Origin of the sequence: Mesorhizobium sp. CO1-1-7 (assembly GCF_020164885.1) — a bacterium.
Taxonomy (GTDB): domain Bacteria; phylum Pseudomonadota; class Alphaproteobacteria; order Rhizobiales; family Rhizobiaceae; genus Mesorhizobium; species Mesorhizobium australicum.
The window spans coordinates 162,457-182,225 of sequence record NZ_JAIUHA010000009.1; the positions used below are offsets into that span (position 1 = coordinate 162,457).

Sequence of the window (19,769 nt, forward strand, 5' to 3'; positions counted from 1 at the left end):
CTAAAATTATCGGAACTCATCGCGGTCCCACGTTTTGACTCCGATTCCAGGAGTTCGCGTGCGCATGAGCAAGGCCGAATACCGCCTGTCATTCATCGAGTTCCAATCGCCAACGCTGGTCGAGAAAGCTCCTGACGGCGGCAGCTGGTTTCACGAGATCAAGTATGACGGCTACCGGACCCAACTCATTGTGGAGGGTGCAACAGCGCGAGCCTTCACGCGCCGGGGTTACGATTGGTCACATCGGTATAAGCGAATCGTTGAGACCGCCGCGAGCCTACCGGCAAAGTCCGCGATCATTGATGGCGAGGCTGTCGTTCTTGGCGAGACCGGGCTCCCTGACTACCAGGCCTTGGAACGGGAGCTAGGCAATCCGGCCTCGCCGAGGCTCATCTTCTGTGCGTTCGACCTGCTTCATCTCAACGGCAGCGATCTTCGGCAGCAGCCGCTTTTGAAGCGCAAGGCGGCCTTGGAGAAGCTGCTCATGGGTTCAGCGCCGACGCTAACCTATGCAGAACATCTCGAGGTGAGCGGCATGGATATGTTCGCCCACGCCTGCCGTATGGGCTTGGAAGGCATAGTGTCAAAGCTTGCCGATTCCCCCTATCGCTCCGGCGTTCAGACAAGCTGGGTCAAGGTCAAATGCATCAAGAGCGACACCTTTCCTGTCGTGGCTTTCGTCGAGAAGCTTGGCGCTCAACCGCGCCGGATCGCCTCGCTCTACATCGGCAGGCGTGAAGGCGACCGGCTGCTTTATGCCGGCAAAGCCCAGAGCGGCTACAGCTTGAGCATCGCGCGACAGCTCCGGGAGCGACTGGACTCGCTGATTGTCGACAAGCCGCCATTGTCGGAGCCGATCGACAAGCCCAAGGCCACCTGGGTTAGGCCGGACGTTCTGGCCGAGGTGCAGTTCAGCGGCGTCACCGACCGCGGCATCTTGCGCGAAGCAGTATTCAAAGGCCTTCGCGAAGATCTCGTCACGATGCCCGCAAAGCCGCTCGCCCCGTCGAAGCGGCGGAACAGGGCCGAGGGAGACGCAGTTCCCCGTGAGAACGTTCTTCAGCTGCTGCCGGACGCGATCTCGCCTTCCAAAGAAGCCCTTATGCACTACTGGGGACAGGTTGCCGAGCAAGCGCTGGTCCATCTCGGCCACCGACCACTGAAGCTGGTCCGCCACGCGAGCGGGACCACGTTCTATCACAAGGGTCCCTTGCCCGATGTGCCGGGCGCCGTGCATCAGCTGCGCGTCCAGAAGCGCGAGGGTGGGGAGGGCGTGCGGGTGTGGGTGGATGATCTCGCCGGTTTACTCGGGCTGGTCGAGATGGATGCTATCGAACTTCATCCGTGGAACGCCACCATCGACGACATCGAGCGGGCCGACCGCGTCGTGCTGGACCTCGACCCTGGCGAGGGCGTCGAGTGGGAGCAGGTGATCGAAGCGGCGCTGGCGCTACGTGACATCTTAGAGGCTTCAGGTCTGAAGAGTTGGGCCAAGGTCACCGGTGGCAAGGGCATCCATTTGATGGCCCCTCTTGAGACAAAGATGACCCACGACAACGCCCGGCAACTCGCCAAATCGCTTGCCCGGTGCCTCGCTGACGCTCATCCCCACCGCTACCTCCTGTCTGCTGCCCCGGCGGCAAGAACGGGACGTATTTTCATCGATTACCTTCGCAACGGGAGAGGCAACACGGCCGTGGGCGCGTTCTCTCCACGAGCACGCCTCGGATTTCCCATCGCACACCCTGTGACATGGGGCCAGGTTGAACGGGGGGTGCGTCCAGACGCCTTCACCATGGATCACCCGTTCAAGGCAGTCATCAGGAAAGCAGCCTGAGGTGAAGCCAGTGCGGCGTGCTTTGGCAGTGCTGTCCAACTTTGCTGCCCTTGCCGCCTCGATTCCGGCGGTAAGGGATCGTGCCGCTTCGGTCACGCATGAGGTCGCCGGGAGCCGAGCACTGCCGGAGCGGCCTCAACGCGGCAATTGTCATTGGCCCGATCCGCGCGCCTGCAAGGCTGGTGCAAGCGATCCCCTGCCGGAGCGGTCGGCGATTACTCCCGACGTGCATTGGCCCGATGGCTTCCGCAGCCGCGCTCGGCTGGAAACGACCATCATCTTCCTTGTCTGCGACTGGATACCACCATTTGTTATGGGGGGCATACGGGAAAAATGGCAACCAAAGACTGTGCAGAACTCGATTAGCCAACCCCTGCCTGCCTGATACGGATGCCTTCGGAAAAACCCGTCGTCCTCATCCTGGAAGATGAGGCCCTTATCGCTTTCGATATCGAGGCCGCGCTGAATGACGGTGGCTTCAACGCGGTTGTGCTGGCGTCATGTGCGGAAGGTGAAACCTTTTTGGCGGCAGCCCGACCAGACGCCGCCGTGCTGGATGTCTCGTTGAAGGACGGAGAATGCTCCGCCTTGGCAAAGACGCTCGTAGCTCGCGGCGTGCCGTTCATTGTCCACACCGGCAGTGACCCCGTGGCCAAGGATGACGTATTCAGTCGCGGCATTGCGTTCGGCAAGCCATCCAACCCGGGCTGCCATCGCGGTCAGCTCCAATGACGGGGGCGCGCCCGATGCGCTTGCAGCCAACTTCGCCAAGTCGCCGATTAAGACAGGTTGATTGCGACGTTGCGCAGCAGCGCAACGGATTTTCGCATACCTTCCATCGGGGTCAGCATCATGTCCTCGTGCTCAATTGACAAGACGTCGTCGTAGCCAACCTGCTTGAGAGCGGTACAGAACTGCCGCCACCAGGTCTCACCGTGACCGTATCCTAGTGTGATGTAATTCCACGCTCGTTCGGCATAGAGTTGTGGTGGGCGCGGGTCCAGCGTGCCGTCGATGGCTGCGACGATGGGCTCGACCCGGGTATCCTTGGCGTGGACATAGTAGATGGCCGAGCCGAGCGTGCGAATGCCGGCAATCGGATCCGCCCCCATCCACAGCGGGTGACTGGGATCATAGTTGGCCCCGACCGTCTCTCCGACAGCGTCACGCAGCTTGAACAATGTCTGGACATTGTACACGGCCTGATGGCCATGCAGTTCCAGGCATAGCTTGTGAATGCCAAGGTTCTTTGAAAACGCCACGAGGTCGCGCCAGTAGGGAATGATCCGCTCCTCCCACTGATAGCGCTGGATCTTGAGGCATTCCGGCGGCCAATCGGTGATGATCCAGTTCGGGTTGGCGTCGCCCGGTCCGCCCGGCAAGCCTGACATCATGACGACACGGTCGATCTCCATCAGGCCGGCCAAGCGAATGGTGTCCTGTGTCACACCATGATGGAGTTTCCCCTGGGGGCCCGGGTGCAGTGGGTTGCCCGAGCAATTGAGCGCTGCAATCGTCAGCCCGTGATCCCGGATCTTGGCGACGAACTCCTTGCGCGCGGCAGCGCTCGCGAGCATGGCTTGCAGGTCGATATGGGGCGCCGACGACCAGTTTCCGCACGTGAACTCCAATGTCTGAAGCCCAAGCTCGGCGGAGGCGGCTAACATCTCGTCGAATGAGAGGTCGCCGAGGCTGTCCGTAATCATGCCGATCTTCATCGGAAGCTCCTCATTTCGGTTGATCTAAAACCTGACGGTCTCGAACCGGCCCGACTTGGCGGAGGCAAGCGCTGCCTCGCATAGGATCATCGCTTTGCGGCCGTCGCTTGCCGTGACGTCGGGCCGTCGCCCCGTTTCAACGCAGGTAATGAAATGATCGATCTCGGCCGCGTAGGACTCGGCATAGCGCTCGACGAAGAAGTAGTAGGGCTTGTCGCGCGATATCGCCTTTGCGCCTGACATTTCGACCGATGTCGGCACCCTGTTGCCGGCCCTCAGCATCCCGTCCGCGCCATGCACCTCGACGCGCTGGTCGTAGCCGTAGGCGGCCCTGACGCTGTTATTGATGTGACATTGCCGGCCCGACGCCGTGCGCAGCACGAACATCGCGGTATCGTAGTCCCCCAGCTTGGCATATTGCGGCGCGACAAGCGACGACCCGGTCGCGAAGAGCTCGACCGGCTCCTCGCCCAACAGGTTTCGTGCCATGTCGAAGTCGTGAATGGTCATCTCCCGGAAGACCCCCCCTCCTCCCGCCAGCGCTTCCTCGGTTTCCGGCTCCGGATCCCGGCTGGTGATGATGACCTGTTCGACGGCACCGATCTCGCCTTGCGCAAGTCGCGCCTTCAGCGCCCGAAAGCTCGGGTCGAACCGACGGTTGAATCCGATCTGAAAGGGCACAGCTGACTTCTCGACAGCCGCCAGACATTGATCGGTGCGCTGGAGATCGAGATCGATCGGCTTTTCACAGAAGATCGCCTTGCCGCTGGCGGCCGCGGCCATGGCCAGGTCGGCATGCGTTCTCGTCGCCGAAGCAATGAACACCATGCCGATTGATGGGTCGTTCATCACAGTCTGGGTGTCGGCGATCTCGGCCCCTGTCAGGGCCGAAACCTTCGATGCAGCCTCGGGGTTCGGATCGACGATGTAGCGCAGGCGCACGCGGGGGTGGCGCGCGAGGTTGGCCGCATGTACCTGGCCGATAAGGCCCGCTCCGAACAGACAGACATCGATCATCTCTTTGATTTTCCTAAAAGGCAGCATGGTGCCGGGGCGGCCGTCAGCCTGGCCGGGACAGCGACTGATTGACGTGAGCGGCTGCCCAGCCGGGTCGTCATTTCACGGCTCCCATGGTGAGTCCGCGAACCAGGTGGCGCTGCACCAGCAGCGCGAAGACGACGATCGGCAACGCGCCGATAACGCCGGCGGCCGACATCGAGGCCCAGTCGGTGTCGATGCGGCCGATCAGCGTGGCGGTGCCGCGCGGCATCGTCATCGCGCGAGGCGTGGCCGTCAGCGCCAGGGCGAACAGGAATTCGTTGAAAGTGACAAGCACGGCAAAGATGGCGGTCGCCGCGAGGCCGGGAGCTGCCAGCGGCAGCGTGATGCGCCGGAACGCACCGAAGCGGGAATCGCCATCGACCATGGCGGCTTCCTCGAGATCCACGGGGATCTCCCGAAAGAAGCTCTCCATCATCCAGACGCAGAAGGTGATGTTGAAGGCGGTGTAGGTGGCGATCAAACCCAACCAGCTGTCGAGCAGGCCGAGCTTGAGCATCAGCAGATAGACCGGGATCAGGATCACGACCGGGGGCACGATGCGCAGCGTCAGCAGGAACAGCCCGACCTTGCGCTCCATCATGAAAGGCAGGCGGAAGCGGGCGATCGCATAGGCGCCAAGGGTGCCGCCGAGCAACGCGATCGTCACGGAGAAGAACGTCACCACCAGCGAGTTGGTCAGATAGGCGCCGAACTGCTTATCGGTGAACAACCTGATATAATTGTCCAGCGTCGGACCGTGTGGATAGAGTGTGCCTTCCTGGGTGATCTCGCGATTGGATTTAAGCGATGTCGAGACAAGCCAGTAGACGGGCAAGAGCACGATGGCCAATACGGCACTCATCAACCCGATCCGCGCCAGACGATTGTTCATGACGCATCGACCCTGCGCAGAAGCCGCACGGCGCTCAGGGCCAGCGCAAGCACGACGAGCCCGATAGTGACGAACAGCGCGGCCGCATAGCCCGTCTGCTGGAATTTGAAGGCGGTGTCGTAGCCATAGATCGAAACCAGCCGCGTCGCCTCGCCCGGCCCGCCCCGGGTGAGCACGAACACCTGGTCGAACGTGCCGAAGGCCTCAATCGTTCGCAGCACGATGGCGATCGCCAGCACGGGCCGCATCATAGGAAAGGTAAGATCGGCAAACACCCGCCACGCGCCAGCGCCGTCGACGCGAGCGGCCTCGAAGGGTTCATGCGGCAGCGACTGCAGGCCGGCCAAAAGGATCAGGAACATCAGCGGCGTCCATTCCCAGACGTCGAGCACGACAAGGCCGATGAACGCCTTGACGGGATCTCCGAGAATTTGCACCTGGCCGCCGCCCATCCACTCGGAGACTGCCGTCAGCATGCCCGCGTCGCTGGCATAGATCAGCCGGAAGACGATGGCGACCACGACCGGCGTTATCACCATCGGGATAATCAGGATGGTTCTCAGCAGGCGAATGCCGCGAAATTCGCGCAGGCAAAACAGCGCCAGGGCAAAGCCCAGAATTGCCTCGAAGGTGACCGCCAGGGCGACGAATTTGACCGTCACCAAAAGCGAATTCAAAAACTGGGGATCGCTCCACAGTTTTATATAGTTCCCCATGCCGGCATCGGCGACCACCGAGCCATAACGATAGGCCTTGGTGCTGGCGCGCAGGCCGTCCCACAAGGGATAGACGAGCACGCCGAGCACGATCAGCACGCCTGGCGCGAGCATGAGATAAGGGAGGGCAAGGTCGAACCCCGCCCCCTGCAGACGGTACTTGCGGTTCTGCGCCCCGCGATTTGGCATCAGTAATAGCCGACTGACGACAGGTAATCCTTGACCTGCTTGGCGGCGGTGTCCAATGCGGCCCCGCCTCCCGAGCCAGCCTGCAGCGCCTTGTTGAGCTCGATGCCGAGCAGTTCCTCAACCTTGGCCCAATCTGGCGTGCGCGGCCTCGGCAGCGCGCCAGCGTCGAGCTGCTGCAAGGCGACGGGGATCAGCCGGTTGCCGGGCTTGGCGACGCCGAAGGCGCTCCGCTTGACCGGGATGGAACCTGCTTCGGACAGCTTGGCCTGGACGTCGGCGCTGACATACCATTTCAGGAACTCGATCGAGTTGGCTTTGTTGGGCGCCGATTTCGGAATGCCGGCAATGAAGATGCCCATCTGAGCGATCGCCGCCGTCTGTTTCGGCACTACGCCGAAATCGAGCTTGCCAGCCACCTTTGTCTGCGTCGGATCGTCGGCCTTCAGCGCATTGCCGGAATATTGGATGATTGCACCTGCTTCGCCGCCGAGGATCGCCGCGCCTTCCTGGTCCGAGTCGAACTCGACGACACCGCTCGGCGCGTTTTGCTTCATGGTGCCGACGAAGAATTCGGCCGAGGCTTTGCCTTGGGCGGAATTGAAGACCGGGTTCCACTTGTCGTCGAAGAAGGAACCGCCAAACGACAGGAAGACCGGGTACCAGCTGGTCACGATCGGATTGCCTGATACGCCGCGGAAGACGACCGGATATTTGATCTTGCCCGCCACCACGCCTGCCTTGCCTTTGGCGATGACCTCGTCCCAGGTTTTCGGCGCACCGCCTGTGTAGACATCGTTGCGGTAAGTCAGCGTCTGCAGATCGCCGACGAACGGCACGCAGATGAGCGCCGGCGCGGCGGTTTCAAAACCCTTCACGCGCGGGCCTTTCTGAGGCGGCCAGTAGCCCATGTCGATCATCGAGCCGATCCAGTCCTTGTCGCCGCCATCGATGCCGGCCGCTCCAAGATCCTCGAGCACATTGGCGGCGCCGAACTGCGGCACCCATGGATCGTCGAGAAGATAGAGGTCGTACTGGCCGGCGCTGTTCTTGGCGTCGGCGAACCACTTCTCGAGCGTTACGCCGTATTCATCCTCGAGGAATTCGATGTCGAAGCCAGCATCCTTGGCCAGTGGGATGATCTTCTGTTTGAACGGCGTCAGGCCGCCATCGGCGAAGGCGCCAATGATCACCTTCTTGCCAGCGGCGCTCGCCGGGACAGGCAGGCCGAGGGCGGTAAGGGCCGTCGTGGCAAGTGCAAGGCCAATTCCCCCCTTGAGCACGGAACGGCGAGTAAGTCTGCTAATGCTGGACTGCGTCATTTCACTCTCCATCACTGTTGACCCTGTGGACGGCCGTCAGGCCGGCGGAATTGAAGAAGCATGCATTCGACACATCGAAAGTGAGCCCGATGTTGGCGCCCACCGCCCCCCGGAAGTCGCGGCCGGCACGAACCGAGACATTGCCGCTGCCGATGCGGACATTGACCAAGGTCTCGTTGCCCATCGGTTCGACGACATAGATCTCGCCGGGTAGAGCGGCCCGCGTGCCGGGTGCTGCAACACTCATGTCTTCGGGCCGCAGCCCGATCTCGACCGCCCGGGCAGCGCGGCATGTCGCCAGCCGGGGCGCCTGTATCGGAACCATTACTCCGCCGACTGCGATGCATTGTTCAGCAAGCGCGACCGGCAGAATGTTCATCGGCGGGTTGCCGACGAAGGTGGCAACGAAACGGTTGGCCGGGCGGTCGTAGATATCGGCCGGCGGCGCCATCTGCTGCAGTTCACCGGCGTGCATGACCGCGACGAAGTCGGCCATGGTCAAGGCCTCGACCTGATCGTGCGTGACGTAGAGGGTTGTTGCGCCAAGCCGCTGGCAAAGCCGCTTGATCTCGCCGCGCATGGTCAGGCGCAGGCGTGCGTCAAGGTTCGACAGCGGCTCGTCCATCAGGAAAGCGGCCGGATCGCGAACGATGGCCCGCGCAAGCGCCACGCGCTGCCTCTGCCCGCCCGAAAGCTGGCGCGGCCGGCGATCGAGCAGGTGGCCGATCTCAAGGACCGCGGCGACCTCGTCAATCTTGGCGCGGCGCGAGGCATCCGGCATGCCGCGAATCCATAGAGGATAGCCGATGTTCTCAGCGACGGTCATCTGCGGATAGAGCGCATAGCTCTGGAAGACCATGGCGATGTCGCGGTCGCGCGGCTGCAGCCGGGTTACGTCACGCTCACCGATGAAGAGCTTGCCGGCGCTCGGCATGTCGAGACCGGCAAGGATGCGCAACGCCGTCGTCTTGCCGCAACCCGAAGGACCGAGCAGGGCCAGGAACATGTGGTCGGGGACTGCGAGGTCAAGCGAGCGCAAGACGTTCAGCGCGCCGTAGTTCTTGACTACACTTTGGTACAGGACAGAACTCATTGCCGCTACCCAGCGCGCCCCAAGCGTATCAGTTCTCCCGTTCCTCGACCTCGAAACCGGCTCTGAGGGCCAGGTCGTGCAGGTTGCGATAGCCCATCGTCGCATAGGTAAGGGGATGGGCCTTACTCGGATCCTGTTCGGCCTCGACCACCAGCCAGCCGGCATAGCCATTGTCAGCCAGCACCCCTAAAAGCGTCGGATAGTCGATGGACCCATCGCCGGGCACGGTGAAGATGCCTTCCATCACCGCGCCCATGAAACTCATATCCAGGGCGCGAGCGCGCTTCAGCACATCGGGCCGCACATCCTTGCAATGCACGTGAACGACGCGACCGATGTGATGCCGCAGCAACGTCTCGGCATCGCCGCCGGAAAACAGGCAATGGCCGGTGTCATAGAGGAGGCCAACGGCTTGCCCTGAACCGGCCATCAGCCTGCCGATCTCGTGATCCGTCTCGACGATTGTCCCCATGTGGTGGTGAAAGGCCATGCCAACGCCAAAATCGGCGAACCGTTCAGCCAGTCCCGTTATCTTCTTGCCGTAGGATCTCCACTCGTCGTCGGCGAGCTTGGGACGCTGCGAGATCGGATCGTGAATGGCGCCATGGCGGCCACGCGACGTATCGGCGTAGACGACGTGCTTGGCGCCGAGGTCGCGCAGCAGCGTCAGATGCGGCAGGATGGCGTCGAATTCCTCCTCGACCTCCTTTTCGCAGATCCGGCCATCGTACCAGCCGGAGACCAGTCTAAGACCATGGGTCGCGAGAGCCACGGCGAGGTCCTTGCTGGCACGCGGGAACTTGCCGCCGAGTTCCGTTCCCGCGTAGCCGGCTTCGGCCGTTTCGGAAAGGCAGACCTCGAGTGGGGTATCCCCGCCCAGCTCGGGCACGTCGTCATTGCTCCAGGTAATCGGATTTATGCCTATGCAGACAGCCATCATCGTTCCTCATCGGACAGGCCGGGCCATTTGCTGGCGGTGCCTCATCAAAACCAATCAGGTCGATGAAGGCGTCGGCTCGTGGTGTCTGGGCCCGTTGTTCCCTCTTCCTTTCATTTAAGCGCCGATCTGTCTCCATCGCGAGAGCCAGTTCGGTGAGAAGTGAAGGTGCCAGTTTCACTTCGCGCGGCGCTCGTCTAAGCTCGATCCGCACTCATCCCGCGAGGCTTTTCCAATGCAGCTATCGAGGCGTAAGCGCCAAGGCTTTCCGATGGACGCGCTGATGATCAATCGGACTGTGGATGAACCGATTCATCGCCAGCTCTACCGGCAGATTGCCGCGATGATCCGTGAGCGTCGTCTGGCACCGGGATCGGAATTGCCGTCGACGCGCGCGCTGGCTGAGGATCTGGGCCTCGCCCGCAACACTATCGTGGCTGCGTATGACCAACTGGCGACGGAAGGTTATCTTACGAACCGGCAGGGCGCGCGACCGGTGGTCATCGACCTGCCCGTGAACTCGACCGATCAAGGTGGCAAACCCACGGCCGTGGCGATCCGCCGCCCGCTTTCGAGGCGCGGCGAGAGCCTGATGCAGCAACCCTTCCATCATGGAGCGCCAGGGCGCTTCGCCTTTCATCCGGGCATGCCGGACCCACAAAACTTCCCGTTTGGCGTCTGGGGCAGGCTGCTCGCACGCCGGGCAACGTTTGGCGCCGACATGTTGTTCGGCACCTATCATGTGACCGGCCTGCCGGCGCTCAAGGAGGCGATTGCCGGCTACCTGACCTCGGCCAGAGGGGTGCGATGTTCTCCCGAACAGATCGTCGTAACGACGGGGGCGCAGGCGGCGTTCGATCTGCTGGCGCGTCTGCTGCTCGATCCGGGCGACACAGTCTGGCTGGAGGAACCGGGCTACTACGCGGCCAAGGCAACCTTCACCGTCGCTGGCGCCAACATTGTGCCGCTTGTTGTCGACCGCGATGGATGGCAAATGAGCCAGCCCGAGATTTCACCGCGCCTGATCTATGTGACGCCCGCCTGCCAGCACCCCTTGGGAATCACGATGCGCATGGACCAGCGGCTGCGGCTGTTCGAAATCGCCGAGCGCAACAATTCCTGGATCATTGAAGATGATTTCGACGGTGAGTACAGATTTCAAGGAAGGCCGGTGCCCGCCATACAGAGCATGGATTGCGCGGACCGGGTCATCTATGTCGGCACCTTTGCCAAGTTGCTGTTTCCGGCGCTCAGGCTGGGGTTCATGGTCCTGCCCGCCGCCTTGTGCGAGGGCATTCCGCATGCGCTGAGCACCACTGGGCAGTTCGCGCCCCTCCTGCTGCAGGCAGCACTGGCCGATTTCATCGATGAAGGCCACATGACCCGCCATCTGAAGCGCATGCGGCGCATCTACGCCGAGCGCCGCAAGCTTTTCTACGAATTGTGCCAGACCGAACTGGCCGATCACATGACCCTTTCGGCGGCGGAAGCCGGAATCCAGGTCGTTGCTTCGCTTCACGGAAGTTGCGACGATCGGGCGGTCGTGCAATGCGCCGACAAACTCGGTGTCAACGCATCGCCGCTTTCGAAATATTACTGGTCATCCTCCGGGAATGGCCTCGTGCTTGGCTATGCCGCCTGCAACAAGGCCGACAGCGAAGCGGGAATCCGACGTCTGCGCCAGGCCATCGAGCAGGTACGGACTTTGTCATAAACCCGTCGGCCTGCCAGGAAGCGGGAGCCGGCATCACCTCGAAATCCTTCGCCATGGCTTGCCGAACACCTGGCTGCTGACCTCACCTGGCGGGGACGGGCGCTGAACGGTCTCGGGTCGGCGTCCGACGTCGGAGTTGTCCCGATTCAGTTCGATCTGGCCCTTGCGCAAATCGTAACATCGCATTGGCCCAGGACCTGATTGGCTCACAATGGCCAAGCAAATCCCGACCAGATACCCAGTCAACCGCCTCGCATGTGCCCCCCTGTGCAGGCATAGCGGTGTCTCTGTTCATCCGCCACAGATGCGTGGCGCATTAACATACCATCGAGCGAGCCTACCGCGCCTTCTCAATAATTGCCGTTGTAGTACCGGTCATCGCACGGCGCGGTGTAAATTCGGCCGTAGCGGTCCTGGTACCGGCAGAGCTGATCCTCACGACGCTGCGGGGTGGTGGCGGAGCCGACCACTGCTCCTAGCAACGCGCCGCCGGCCGCGCCGATCACGGTGCTCTTCGTGTTGCCGCCAATAGCCTGGCCGACCAGGGCGCCGCCGGCGCCGCCCAGCAGAGCGCCCGTAGTTGCCCGCTGCTGGCCTTCCGTCTGCGTTTCGCAGCCTGCCAGAGCTGCCGTCATCAGGACAGCCAAAACCGCTTTGTTGAGTCTCATCTGAGGAACCTCCTTGAGGCCGCGAGGGCCGATCGCGCCAAGTGCTGCGGCATTGCGGCGGAACGGCGGCGGGCTGTCTCACGAAGTGAGACATGGTTTCTCGCTGGTTGAACGTTGATCTAAAACGGGCCCTAATCAGCCAGATTGTTAGGCACGACGTTCCCGTGCCGGTGCTGACAGTTTCCCTGATTGGCGCCGGTCCGGCCATTTTCCCAGCAGCGGCGTTGCATTGCTCTCAATCACCGACGTGCCGAATATTGGGATGAGCGACGGCTCTTCAGCCTTTTTCCTACCTCCAGTTTTCAGCGCTGCGATTTCTTCATCGCGCCTCGTGATGCGGCTTTCCAAGTTCGCGATGCGCTCGGTTAGAAAGTAGCGGCCGGCGACGAATCCTCCGCTCCCGAACAGAACTGAAAAGGTGGCAAACGCTATGGGGTTGCCGATGACCAATGCGGCATTCGTTTGGAAGAAGGCGATCAGGTCGTGCATGTTGAACATCCTCTTGGGTTCCGGAGGGTGGAGTTCCGGTCCGAACGACCACGTCCTTCGAACTAGCCTCGCCGCCGCCGTTTTTGGCGCCCGGCACAAGCCTCTCCTGCTCATCTGCTTTCAGGAATAAGGAATATTCCTGTCTCGTCAAGGCCAATCCTTGACCTTTTGTTCTTATTTTGTTCACTGCTGGCCCATGACAGGAAGGCGAACGATGAGACTTCAGCTGGAGATCGAAGGAGGTTCCTCAACAGAGGAGCAGCGCGCCATCGAGGCTGCTAAGGCTGTGTTTGCGGCGGCGCGCATCTCGTCCGAGCAGGCAGCAGATGGGATGTCCGCGGTTGAAACTTGGGGCGATGCAGGCTGTCACGACGATCAAGCTCCCGTGCAGGACGAGGATATGGATGGGTGCCAACAAGGCCGCGATCGAGTTGTTGGATTGATGTGGGACTGCGATCCGCCTTCTCAGAAAGAGCCGAACTCATCGTCGTCGTGGCATTCGACCGCGGCCTAGATAGAGAACTGTTCACGGGTTACGGCCCGACTGATCAGCAAAGCGAGGAGCGGGTGATTAGGATCGCCAAGGCGCTCGCCTCGAAGCATGTCGGCGTGATTGCCTGAAGCCGAGATGCGGACGCTGCATTGGGCGACTACGGCCCACAACCCTCTTCGTCATCGCCGATGCCAGACATGGAATAAGCCCAGTCACTTTTGCGCCGCGCCTCCCGGGCGGAGTTGGCACGGCAGGAACCGGTCCCATCAAAATATCGCTGGGGGCGCGTATGACTGGAGCCGGACGAATATCGTGCCGCGGCAGACCCGGTTCCGTAGGTGGCCTGCGAGGTTCTACGGCAACAGAGCAGATCGGCTTCGCGCGCTACGCAGCATCCCTACCCGATTTTCGGCCCTTGGATTTGGTGCCGCCCTTGATGCCTTCCTTGGCAAGGCTCTTGCGAAGCACCGAGGCCAGGTCGATGACGTTTTCTTTTGGCGCCGGCGCCGGCTTGGGCGGTGCTTTGCCCTTGCGCTTGGCGTCGATCATGGCAATCAACGCATCCTCGTACGTGTCTTCGAACTTCGACGGATCGAACTTGGTGACTTTCTTGTCGATCAACAGCCCGGCTATTTCAAGAAGGTCTTCATCGTATTTGGGGCTTTCCAAGCCATTGAACACGGTCTTTTCCGACGTCATCTCGTCGTGAGTGCGCAGCTCGGTCAGCAGCATCCCCTTCTGGAAGGGCTGGATCAGCACCTCGCGCCCGCGCTGATAGAGCACCACGCAAGAGCGCGCGGCCACGCGCTTGTTCGCCATCGCGTCACGAAGAACCGAAAAGGCTTCGAGCGAGGCGCCGTCCGCCGGGATCAGATAATAGGGCTTTTCCAGATATCGAGTGTCGACATCCTCAATTGCGACAAATGAATCCACCTCAAGTGTGTGGGCCGATGTCAGCTTGAGCTTCTTGATCTCATCGGGCTCGATCTTGATGAAATGGTCCTTGTCTACCTCGTAACCCTTGACCTGGTCCTCGCCCTCGACGACATCGCCAGTCTCTTCGTCGACATAAGCGCTTTTGACGGGCAGCCCATCTTTCCGGTTCAGTATCTTGAAATGGATCTTCGAGGCCTCGCTGGTTGCACCGACCATCTTCACGCCGCACGAAACCGACCCGATCTTCAGGAAGCCTTTCCAAACCGCGCGGGGTGCCGCCATGACATCGCTCCTTGTCTGCCGTCAGTAAGAACACACGAAGTCGCCACCTGTTCCGTCGGCGCACCCCGGCTCCGCTACTCGGTCGCCGCCATCGGGCTGGTAATTACGACAGCGCGGACATCCCGGGGAATGCTGTGGACCGGTAGACGACCGCGTTCGCGCATGCGCGGCCGCGACCGGCGCTGCCGGTGATGTGCCCACCGTGCAACCTCATTTAAGTCAGCTCGAGCCAAGCGTAAGCCGGCCTCTCCGCGCCTGTACATGGCGCATCGACTGACCAAGTCCCCAGTCGGGTTTCCCTTGCAGCATGCGAATGGCCACCGCCTATACAGATCCGCTTTCAACGCTCTAACCGGCGGTGTTAGAGACGTGGAGCGGGGTTCAGAAGTCCTAATGCCGGCAGTGTCTTGACGCCAGCAAGGTGTTCGAGTTGCATCAAAACGGCGTCCACCAGGAGTGCAGCGGCTCCAGATGACCTGCCCAGTGTCGCGGAAACAGCCGCCTTAAGGGCGATCCCTGTCCGAAGAGATCGGTGGAAACGCGGCGGGCGAGTGCCAGGTCGTGTGCGGCCCGATTTTTCGGAGGCGCTAACATTGGTGATTCCGCTGGAGCAGCTTTCCGTGTTTGTTCGCAAACGGAAAATAGGCCGCCGTAGCGGAGCCTCAAAATGATGGACCGCATACGCCGGGTCGGAGGAAGTTTCGAGGCCGCAATGATCTTGATCATGGCCCTAGCAGCAATCGGAATCGTCTTGGTCATCACCACCGACATTTTGTGAGTTCTCAGACCTCATGGCCCTGGGCAGCGTTCGCTCGCTCGTCGAGTTGCGTTCCCAAACTGGTGGCTCGCAGACCTGATCTTGTCAGCACCGAAACTGGCAAAATGTCGAAACCCGGCAGCTACGCCTCGCCGTATCACTCCGGCGGACGCGCCGGCGTGATCGCCCTCCATGGGGTTCTCCGGCGCCATTGCACCGCACTGGGCTAACTCGACAGGAACAATCAACCGATCTTCTTGTTTGACGGCGATCGCGGTTGACCATCTGCCCTTTGCGCTGCCGCGGAACAAAATCCACAGGTGGCCGAGCCTGGAGACGGTCACCGCGCGGGGCGAAACTTCTGATCGTTCAGGTTTCGTAATCGGTAGCGGGAAAAAGAGATGCTGGACAAGACCTGGCGAATTACGAAATCGAGTGTGGCCGGCTTCATCGGCGACAGCGCTTTCAGTCATGGCGCCGCAATGGCGTTCTTCGCCGTGACCTCTCTGGGACCCATTCTGTTGTTGGTCGTGGCCGTAGCAGGCCTGGTATTTGGCCAAAGCGCCGCGCGCGATGCCGTCGCGGGACAATTGACGGGCCTGATGGGCGGTCAAAGCGCGGATGTCATACAAAGCGTACTGCAAAGTGCCTCCAACCGGTCGTCTGGTGCCATCGCCACGATTGTAGGCCTGGTGACATTGTTGCTGACAGCGTCGGGCGTGTTCGGTGAGATGCAGACCGCCTTGAATGAGATCTGGAAAGCAAAGCCCCAGGGGGGCTCCGTCTCTCGCTTAATCCGTGCACGGACGGCCAGCTTGGGACTGGTGATCGCCCTTGGCTTCTTGCTGATCGTTTCTCTTGCTGTGAGCGCCGCCATTACCGCGCTAGGCGACACGATAAATCGGCTTTTGCCGTTCGGATCAATCTTGATCGAAGGGCTGAATGTCTTGATTTCCTACCTGCTGATAGCAGTGCTCTTCGCCGCCATCTACAAGGTCCTGCCGGACCGCCATCTGGAGTGGCGCGACGTGTGGTTCGGAGCGTTTGTGACGGCCGCGCTGTTCACGGCTGGCAAGAGCCTGATCGGCTTGTACTTGGGTAGCAGCGCGATGGGATCGTCATTCGGAGCCGCCAGCGCGTTGATCATTGTGCTGCTCTGGATCTACTACTCCTCGCTAATTTTTCTTCTTGGTGCCGAATTCACTCACGCCTACTCTTTTGAACATGGAAGCCGGCGACCCTTGGGTGAGGCTTCATCGGGTTGAGCCACGGCCGCAGAGCGGCCGGATACGGGGCGAAGACGCGATTGGCAAAAGTGCGGGATTGTTGTTCCTGGAGCGAAGTCGGATCGCCAGGGCTACGAACCATCGACTTCGCCATGGGCGACCCAGGAACCACCCGTCGTTTTCGGACCCGTCGCCAGCGGTCCCCCCGCGATACTGACACGGGTTCGAGACGACGCATGGCACAGCGGGCCTTCGTCACTTACTCTCCTATGACCCCATCGAACATGTTGCCCTACGCCTCAACGCTCAGCCTCCGGAAAAGCCGAACTGGAACCTAAACGCACAGGGCTGGTTTGATGGCAAGAAAGGAGACCTCCATGATACGCTTACTCGTTCAATTCGGCGCTCTCTGTCTGGCGTACAATTTCGGCAAACAAATTGGCCGTGAGCAGGGCCGTCTTTCACCAACGGGCCAACCGCGACGCCGCTCCTTTTCGGAGGCGGGTGCCGCGCAGACTGGTGAGCGCAACGAACAAGGTTAGCCGCTTGCAGACTGCGCCCACCTGCGAACCGCGCAGCGCTTCTGAGGGACCACGCGACGTCGGGCCTCATGCTGGACGAGAAACCTTAGCGGCATGGCGCTCCGCGAGATTGCCCGGCAACTGATCGGGCGGGCATTGGGCGGGCTTTGCACGAGTGTCAGCGCGACGAGGGCCAACGGTGCCTCCTCAACCTGGTAATTGCAGAGCGTCCGACAGTAATTACACCCCCACAGTCAATCCGCACTGTCAGCTTGTCGGCTTTGCGATCGATACGGATGATATCCCCGACGAGAACGACCTCATCTCCAGCGCGGGTTTTGGGTGGCGGGTCGACCGAATAGGGTTGACCATAAGACGGAATGTTTACTTGGGCACGTCCAAGATATCAATGCCGGCAAACTGACTTGGTTGCGTGAAATCGTAAGTCTCTCTCATCGCCCCGGTGAGGCCGAGCACCCTCTCCCCGGAGGGGCACAATGCGCGCGGTTAGGGAACTCCAACGCTCCTGATTGACCGCCCGCGATCCAGGAACTCACAAGCGCGCGCGGTAATCGCCCGGGCGCCGTGGACGTCGTACATGTCACCCCGAGCACCGCGTTTTCTTTCCAACTCGTCTTTTCGCGGCAGCTACATGCCACTTCCTGCGAACAAACGCGGTTTCGATCCTAGCAGCCAGGCTGCCATTGCCGCGTTAGGCGCTTTGCGCCAGATAGGCCACGGTCGCAGTCCCACAGCAGAGCCGTGGTGAGGTCATTCAAGTGATCTTCTCTGAATGTGGCAGCGAAGCGACCGTTACATTCTCTTCGCCGCAAGGGCTTCGCCGTGCCGACGATCACGTCTTGACGGATTGGGTTGGCGGCCGCTGCATGCCTTCGGCGCCGGCCCGGCGGGTTCCTGACCACAACGGGGCCACGGAGTCTGTTAGGGGTTATGAAAGCAGTGGATAGTTGCCGAGCAGAGGTGTTCCGGCACGGACTGTTGTTTTAGTCTGCCTCGCCGGATTAATACCCAAGGCGGCCATGCTCGAACGGTTTAGCCCATGTCAGTTTCTGCCTTTCCTGTCAGCCGAGAGCGTGCATCGGTTATGATCGTCGCCGACGCAATAGCTCGGCTTCCGAATGACGAAGCGGCCGAGCTTTGGTTGGAAACGGCTACGCATCTGTTGTCAGTCGCGATTGAACGCGGAGATGACACAGACCAGGCGCGCACTGAGGTCGTTCGGTTCTTCGATGCGGTTCAACGGATGCGAACCACGGTTTCATCAAAATAGATGGAGACGACAATCGTAGGCTGTGAAAAGCCTACAACTATGAACAGTCTCGTTTCGCACATAGTTGGCGTTTACCGGTGCCCAGGCATCCCAGCATTTGTCTGCGTGAGAGAGGGAACCAGGTGCAGTTACCTATCGCAGGACGTTTACAGAGCGTCTGGATACCAGCCCGAATTCGAGGGGCTGCCTTGGGAATCGGAATACCGGGCCGCCAGAAACCCGACAATCTTAGCAACCGATGATACGAAGCGGTAAGTGCCTAACCATACCATCATGGAACCAAGCCCAATCCGGCAGGTTCACCAACGTTATGCCGCTATACTTCTTCGACACGATTGAGAATGGACAGATCACCCGCGATGATCTGGGTGTCGAGATGAGTCCGTGCGACATGCGCGAGGAAGCGAAGCGGCTACTGCCTGCAATCGTGGCAGACCACCCGCTCCCGGCAGACTCAACGATTTTGCGGTATGGGTCCGCGACAAGTCCGGGTGCTGTGTCTATGAGGCGAGCTTAACGCTAATCACAAGGACGCTGCTTGCGCCAGCGTAGGCCGCCCAGGCTTTTTGGCCGAACCCTGGTGTCACCTGTAGGTCGTCCAAACGTTGCATGACGCAGCTTTTCTCGCGCTCGGACCTTTCCACGCCTGACAAGGTTTAGCCGTTAGCGTTGTCATTCGGACTGGTCCGCCGAGCTTTCCTTGCATGGTTTTCGCAAGCGCTTTTGTTTGCCGGCCTTGAAAGCGCCGAAGGCGCGCCGGGCGCAGCAGTCCGTCGCCATGAGCACCATGGCAGGCCTGCCGGACTCGCGCTGCACTCCATCGGTCGCGTTTTGATTATCCGGCAGTTCATCTTTGGCCCAGTGCGATAGGGGCTGGTGCGACGCTTGGCGACCATGCCTTGGTTGACGAGGTGAAAGACAAGTCCACCTCCAGTGCGGGGAAACACACAGCCCCGCGGTCCTCCGAGGCATCGGAGCCGACCAGGGAGAGCACTCATGAGTCGACATGGAATGGTTCAGCCTTCAGCTCAGGCACTCAGCCGCCAGCATCGACGCACGTCTATGGTGATGATCCACTCCAGCAGAGCCGGGCCCGGCCGCCCACCGGTCCCGACAACGTCCGGGCAACTATTTTTGCGCTTTGGCCATTTTCGGGCGGTGCGTTCTACGGGGCTCCGTTCGACTATGGCGGCCGCTATTGCGGCCCGCGCTGCCACAGTGACTATCCTGGTTATATGGCTCGGTATCCGCACCGCTACTCTAGGCATCACCACCGCCATTGCCGGGTCAAGCTGTTGCACCGGGACCATTACCAACTGGGTGTTGGAACGCGTGCAAATTTGCCCTTACTGACGGCCCGCCTCGGCTTCACTGATTTCTCTCGGTTAACTGGCCCCTCGTTACTTTGGTCGCGCCGATCACCGCCAAGCGACGTGTTCGACGTGCGAAGTCCATCGACAGGCGGCAATTGCGTAAAACGGTGGCCGCCACGGCACAATGAGCGCAAGTGACATGAGCGGAGGATGGGAATGATCATCTTGGCTGGCCAGCCGCCCGGCTGAGACGAGGGTCCCCGAAACACTACGGGCAAGTTGCTATTCCTATCCGAATCTGCTCTCCTCTTCCAAGGACCAGTCGCAACGCAGTTTG

At 61.0% G+C, this 19,769-nt stretch carries 17 protein-coding genes; 7 read left to right on the plus strand and 10 right to left on the minus strand.

All coding sequences use genetic code 11. The features are described 5' to 3' along the window. Window positions 1-64: 64 nt before the first annotated feature. Together ligD and LB516_RS20805 are read left to right on the plus strand one after the other, a co-directional pair. Window positions 65-1,837: a DNA ligase D gene (gene ligD / locus LB516_RS20800; protein ID WP_224720306.1), complete on the plus strand. Its 1,773-nt coding sequence runs from the start codon at window positions 65-67 to the stop codon at window positions 1,835-1,837. 390 nt (window positions 1,838-2,227) lie between these two features. Next, complete coding sequence (locus tag LB516_RS20805; protein WP_140620447.1) at window positions 2,228-2,569, plus strand: response regulator; 342 nt, start codon at window positions 2,228-2,230, stop codon at window positions 2,567-2,569. A gap of 47 nt (window positions 2,570-2,616) precedes the next feature. Here the strand turns inward: LB516_RS20805 and LB516_RS20810 are convergent, their stop codons facing one another. From LB516_RS20810 to iolE, 7 genes are all read right to left on the minus strand, one after another. After that, window positions 2,617-3,555, minus strand: a complete 939-nt coding sequence (locus LB516_RS20810) for a sugar phosphate isomerase/epimerase family protein (RefSeq protein WP_224720307.1) — start codon at window positions 3,553-3,555, stop codon at window positions 2,617-2,619. Window positions 3,556-3,579: 24 nt separating this feature from the next. Further along, a complete protein-coding gene (gene iolG / locus LB516_RS20815) occupies window positions 3,580-4,572 on the minus strand; it encodes an inositol 2-dehydrogenase (protein WP_140620452.1) in 993 nt (330 codons plus the stop codon). 97 nt (window positions 4,573-4,669) lie between these two features. After that, the gene (locus LB516_RS20820; RefSeq protein ID WP_140620454.1) at window positions 4,670-5,488 is read right to left on the minus strand and encodes a carbohydrate ABC transporter permease; all 819 of its coding nucleotides are present in this window, start codon (window positions 5,486-5,488) and stop codon (window positions 4,670-4,672) included. Next, the gene (locus tag LB516_RS20825) at window positions 5,485-6,393 is read right to left on the minus strand and encodes a carbohydrate ABC transporter permease (protein ID WP_140661274.1); all 909 of its coding nucleotides are present in this window, start codon (window positions 6,391-6,393) and stop codon (window positions 5,485-5,487) included. Before LB516_RS20825 ends, LB516_RS20820 begins: the two co-directional genes overlap by 4 nt. After that, the gene (locus LB516_RS20830; protein ID WP_181172992.1) at window positions 6,393-7,712 is read right to left on the minus strand and encodes an extracellular solute-binding protein; all 1,320 of its coding nucleotides are present in this window, start codon (window positions 7,710-7,712) and stop codon (window positions 6,393-6,395) included. Before LB516_RS20830 ends, LB516_RS20825 begins: the two co-directional genes overlap by 1 nt. A 1-nt stretch (window position 7,713) precedes the next feature. Continuing rightward, window positions 7,714-8,805, minus strand: a complete 1,092-nt coding sequence (locus LB516_RS20835; RefSeq protein ID WP_140661276.1) for an ABC transporter ATP-binding protein — start codon at window positions 8,803-8,805, stop codon at window positions 7,714-7,716. A gap of 28 nt (window positions 8,806-8,833) precedes the next feature. Further along, window positions 8,834-9,742, minus strand: coding sequence for a myo-inosose-2 dehydratase (iolE, locus tag LB516_RS20840; protein WP_140661277.1), 909 nt, complete (start codon window positions 9,740-9,742; stop codon window positions 8,834-8,836). Between the two features lie 283 nt (window positions 9,743-10,025). On the opposite strand from iolE, the gene LB516_RS20845 reads away from it, so the two are divergent. After that, complete coding sequence (locus tag LB516_RS20845) at window positions 10,026-11,456, plus strand: PLP-dependent aminotransferase family protein (protein ID WP_224643183.1); 1,431 nt, start codon at window positions 10,026-10,028, stop codon at window positions 11,454-11,456. A 350-nt stretch (window positions 11,457-11,806) separates the two neighbouring features. Here LB516_RS20845 and LB516_RS20850 read toward each other — a convergent pair whose 3' ends face one another. Then, window positions 11,807-12,124, minus strand: coding sequence for a YMGG-like glycine zipper-containing protein (locus tag LB516_RS20850; protein WP_015316698.1), 318 nt, complete (start codon window positions 12,122-12,124; stop codon window positions 11,807-11,809). Between the two features lie 147 nt (window positions 12,125-12,271). After that, window positions 12,272-12,613, minus strand: a complete 342-nt coding sequence (locus LB516_RS20855) for a hypothetical protein (protein WP_140716099.1) — start codon at window positions 12,611-12,613, stop codon at window positions 12,272-12,274. 214 nt (window positions 12,614-12,827) lie between these two features. On the opposite strand from LB516_RS20855, the gene LB516_RS20860 reads away from it, so the two are divergent. Continuing rightward, window positions 12,828-13,127, plus strand: coding sequence for a hypothetical protein (locus LB516_RS20860; protein WP_181172993.1), 300 nt, complete (start codon window positions 12,828-12,830; stop codon window positions 13,125-13,127). Window positions 13,128-13,490: 363 nt separating this feature from the next. Here the strand turns inward: LB516_RS20860 and LB516_RS20865 are convergent, their stop codons facing one another. Further along, the gene (locus LB516_RS20865) at window positions 13,491-14,324 is read right to left on the minus strand and encodes a Ku protein (RefSeq protein WP_140620467.1); all 834 of its coding nucleotides are present in this window, start codon (window positions 14,322-14,324) and stop codon (window positions 13,491-13,493) included. A gap of 1,158 nt (window positions 14,325-15,482) precedes the next feature. On the opposite strand from LB516_RS20865, the gene LB516_RS20870 reads away from it, so the two are divergent. The 3 genes from LB516_RS20870 to LB516_RS29170 all read left to right on the plus strand — a co-directional run bounded on the left by LB516_RS20870 (window position 15,483) and on the right by LB516_RS29170 (window position 18,636). Then, a complete protein-coding gene (locus LB516_RS20870; protein ID WP_140661278.1) occupies window positions 15,483-16,346 on the plus strand; it encodes a YihY/virulence factor BrkB family protein in 864 nt (287 codons plus the stop codon). A 1,542-nt stretch (window positions 16,347-17,888) separates the two neighbouring features. Further along, window positions 17,889-18,119: a DUF6074 family protein gene (locus LB516_RS20875; RefSeq protein WP_140661279.1), complete on the plus strand. Its 231-nt coding sequence runs from the start codon at window positions 17,889-17,891 to the stop codon at window positions 18,117-18,119. 310 nt (window positions 18,120-18,429) lie between these two features. Beyond that, entirely contained in the window at window positions 18,430-18,636 is a 207-nt protein-coding gene (locus LB516_RS29170) for a DUF6894 family protein (protein ID WP_411969414.1), read from the plus strand. Window positions 18,637-19,769 lie beyond the last annotated feature (1,133 nt).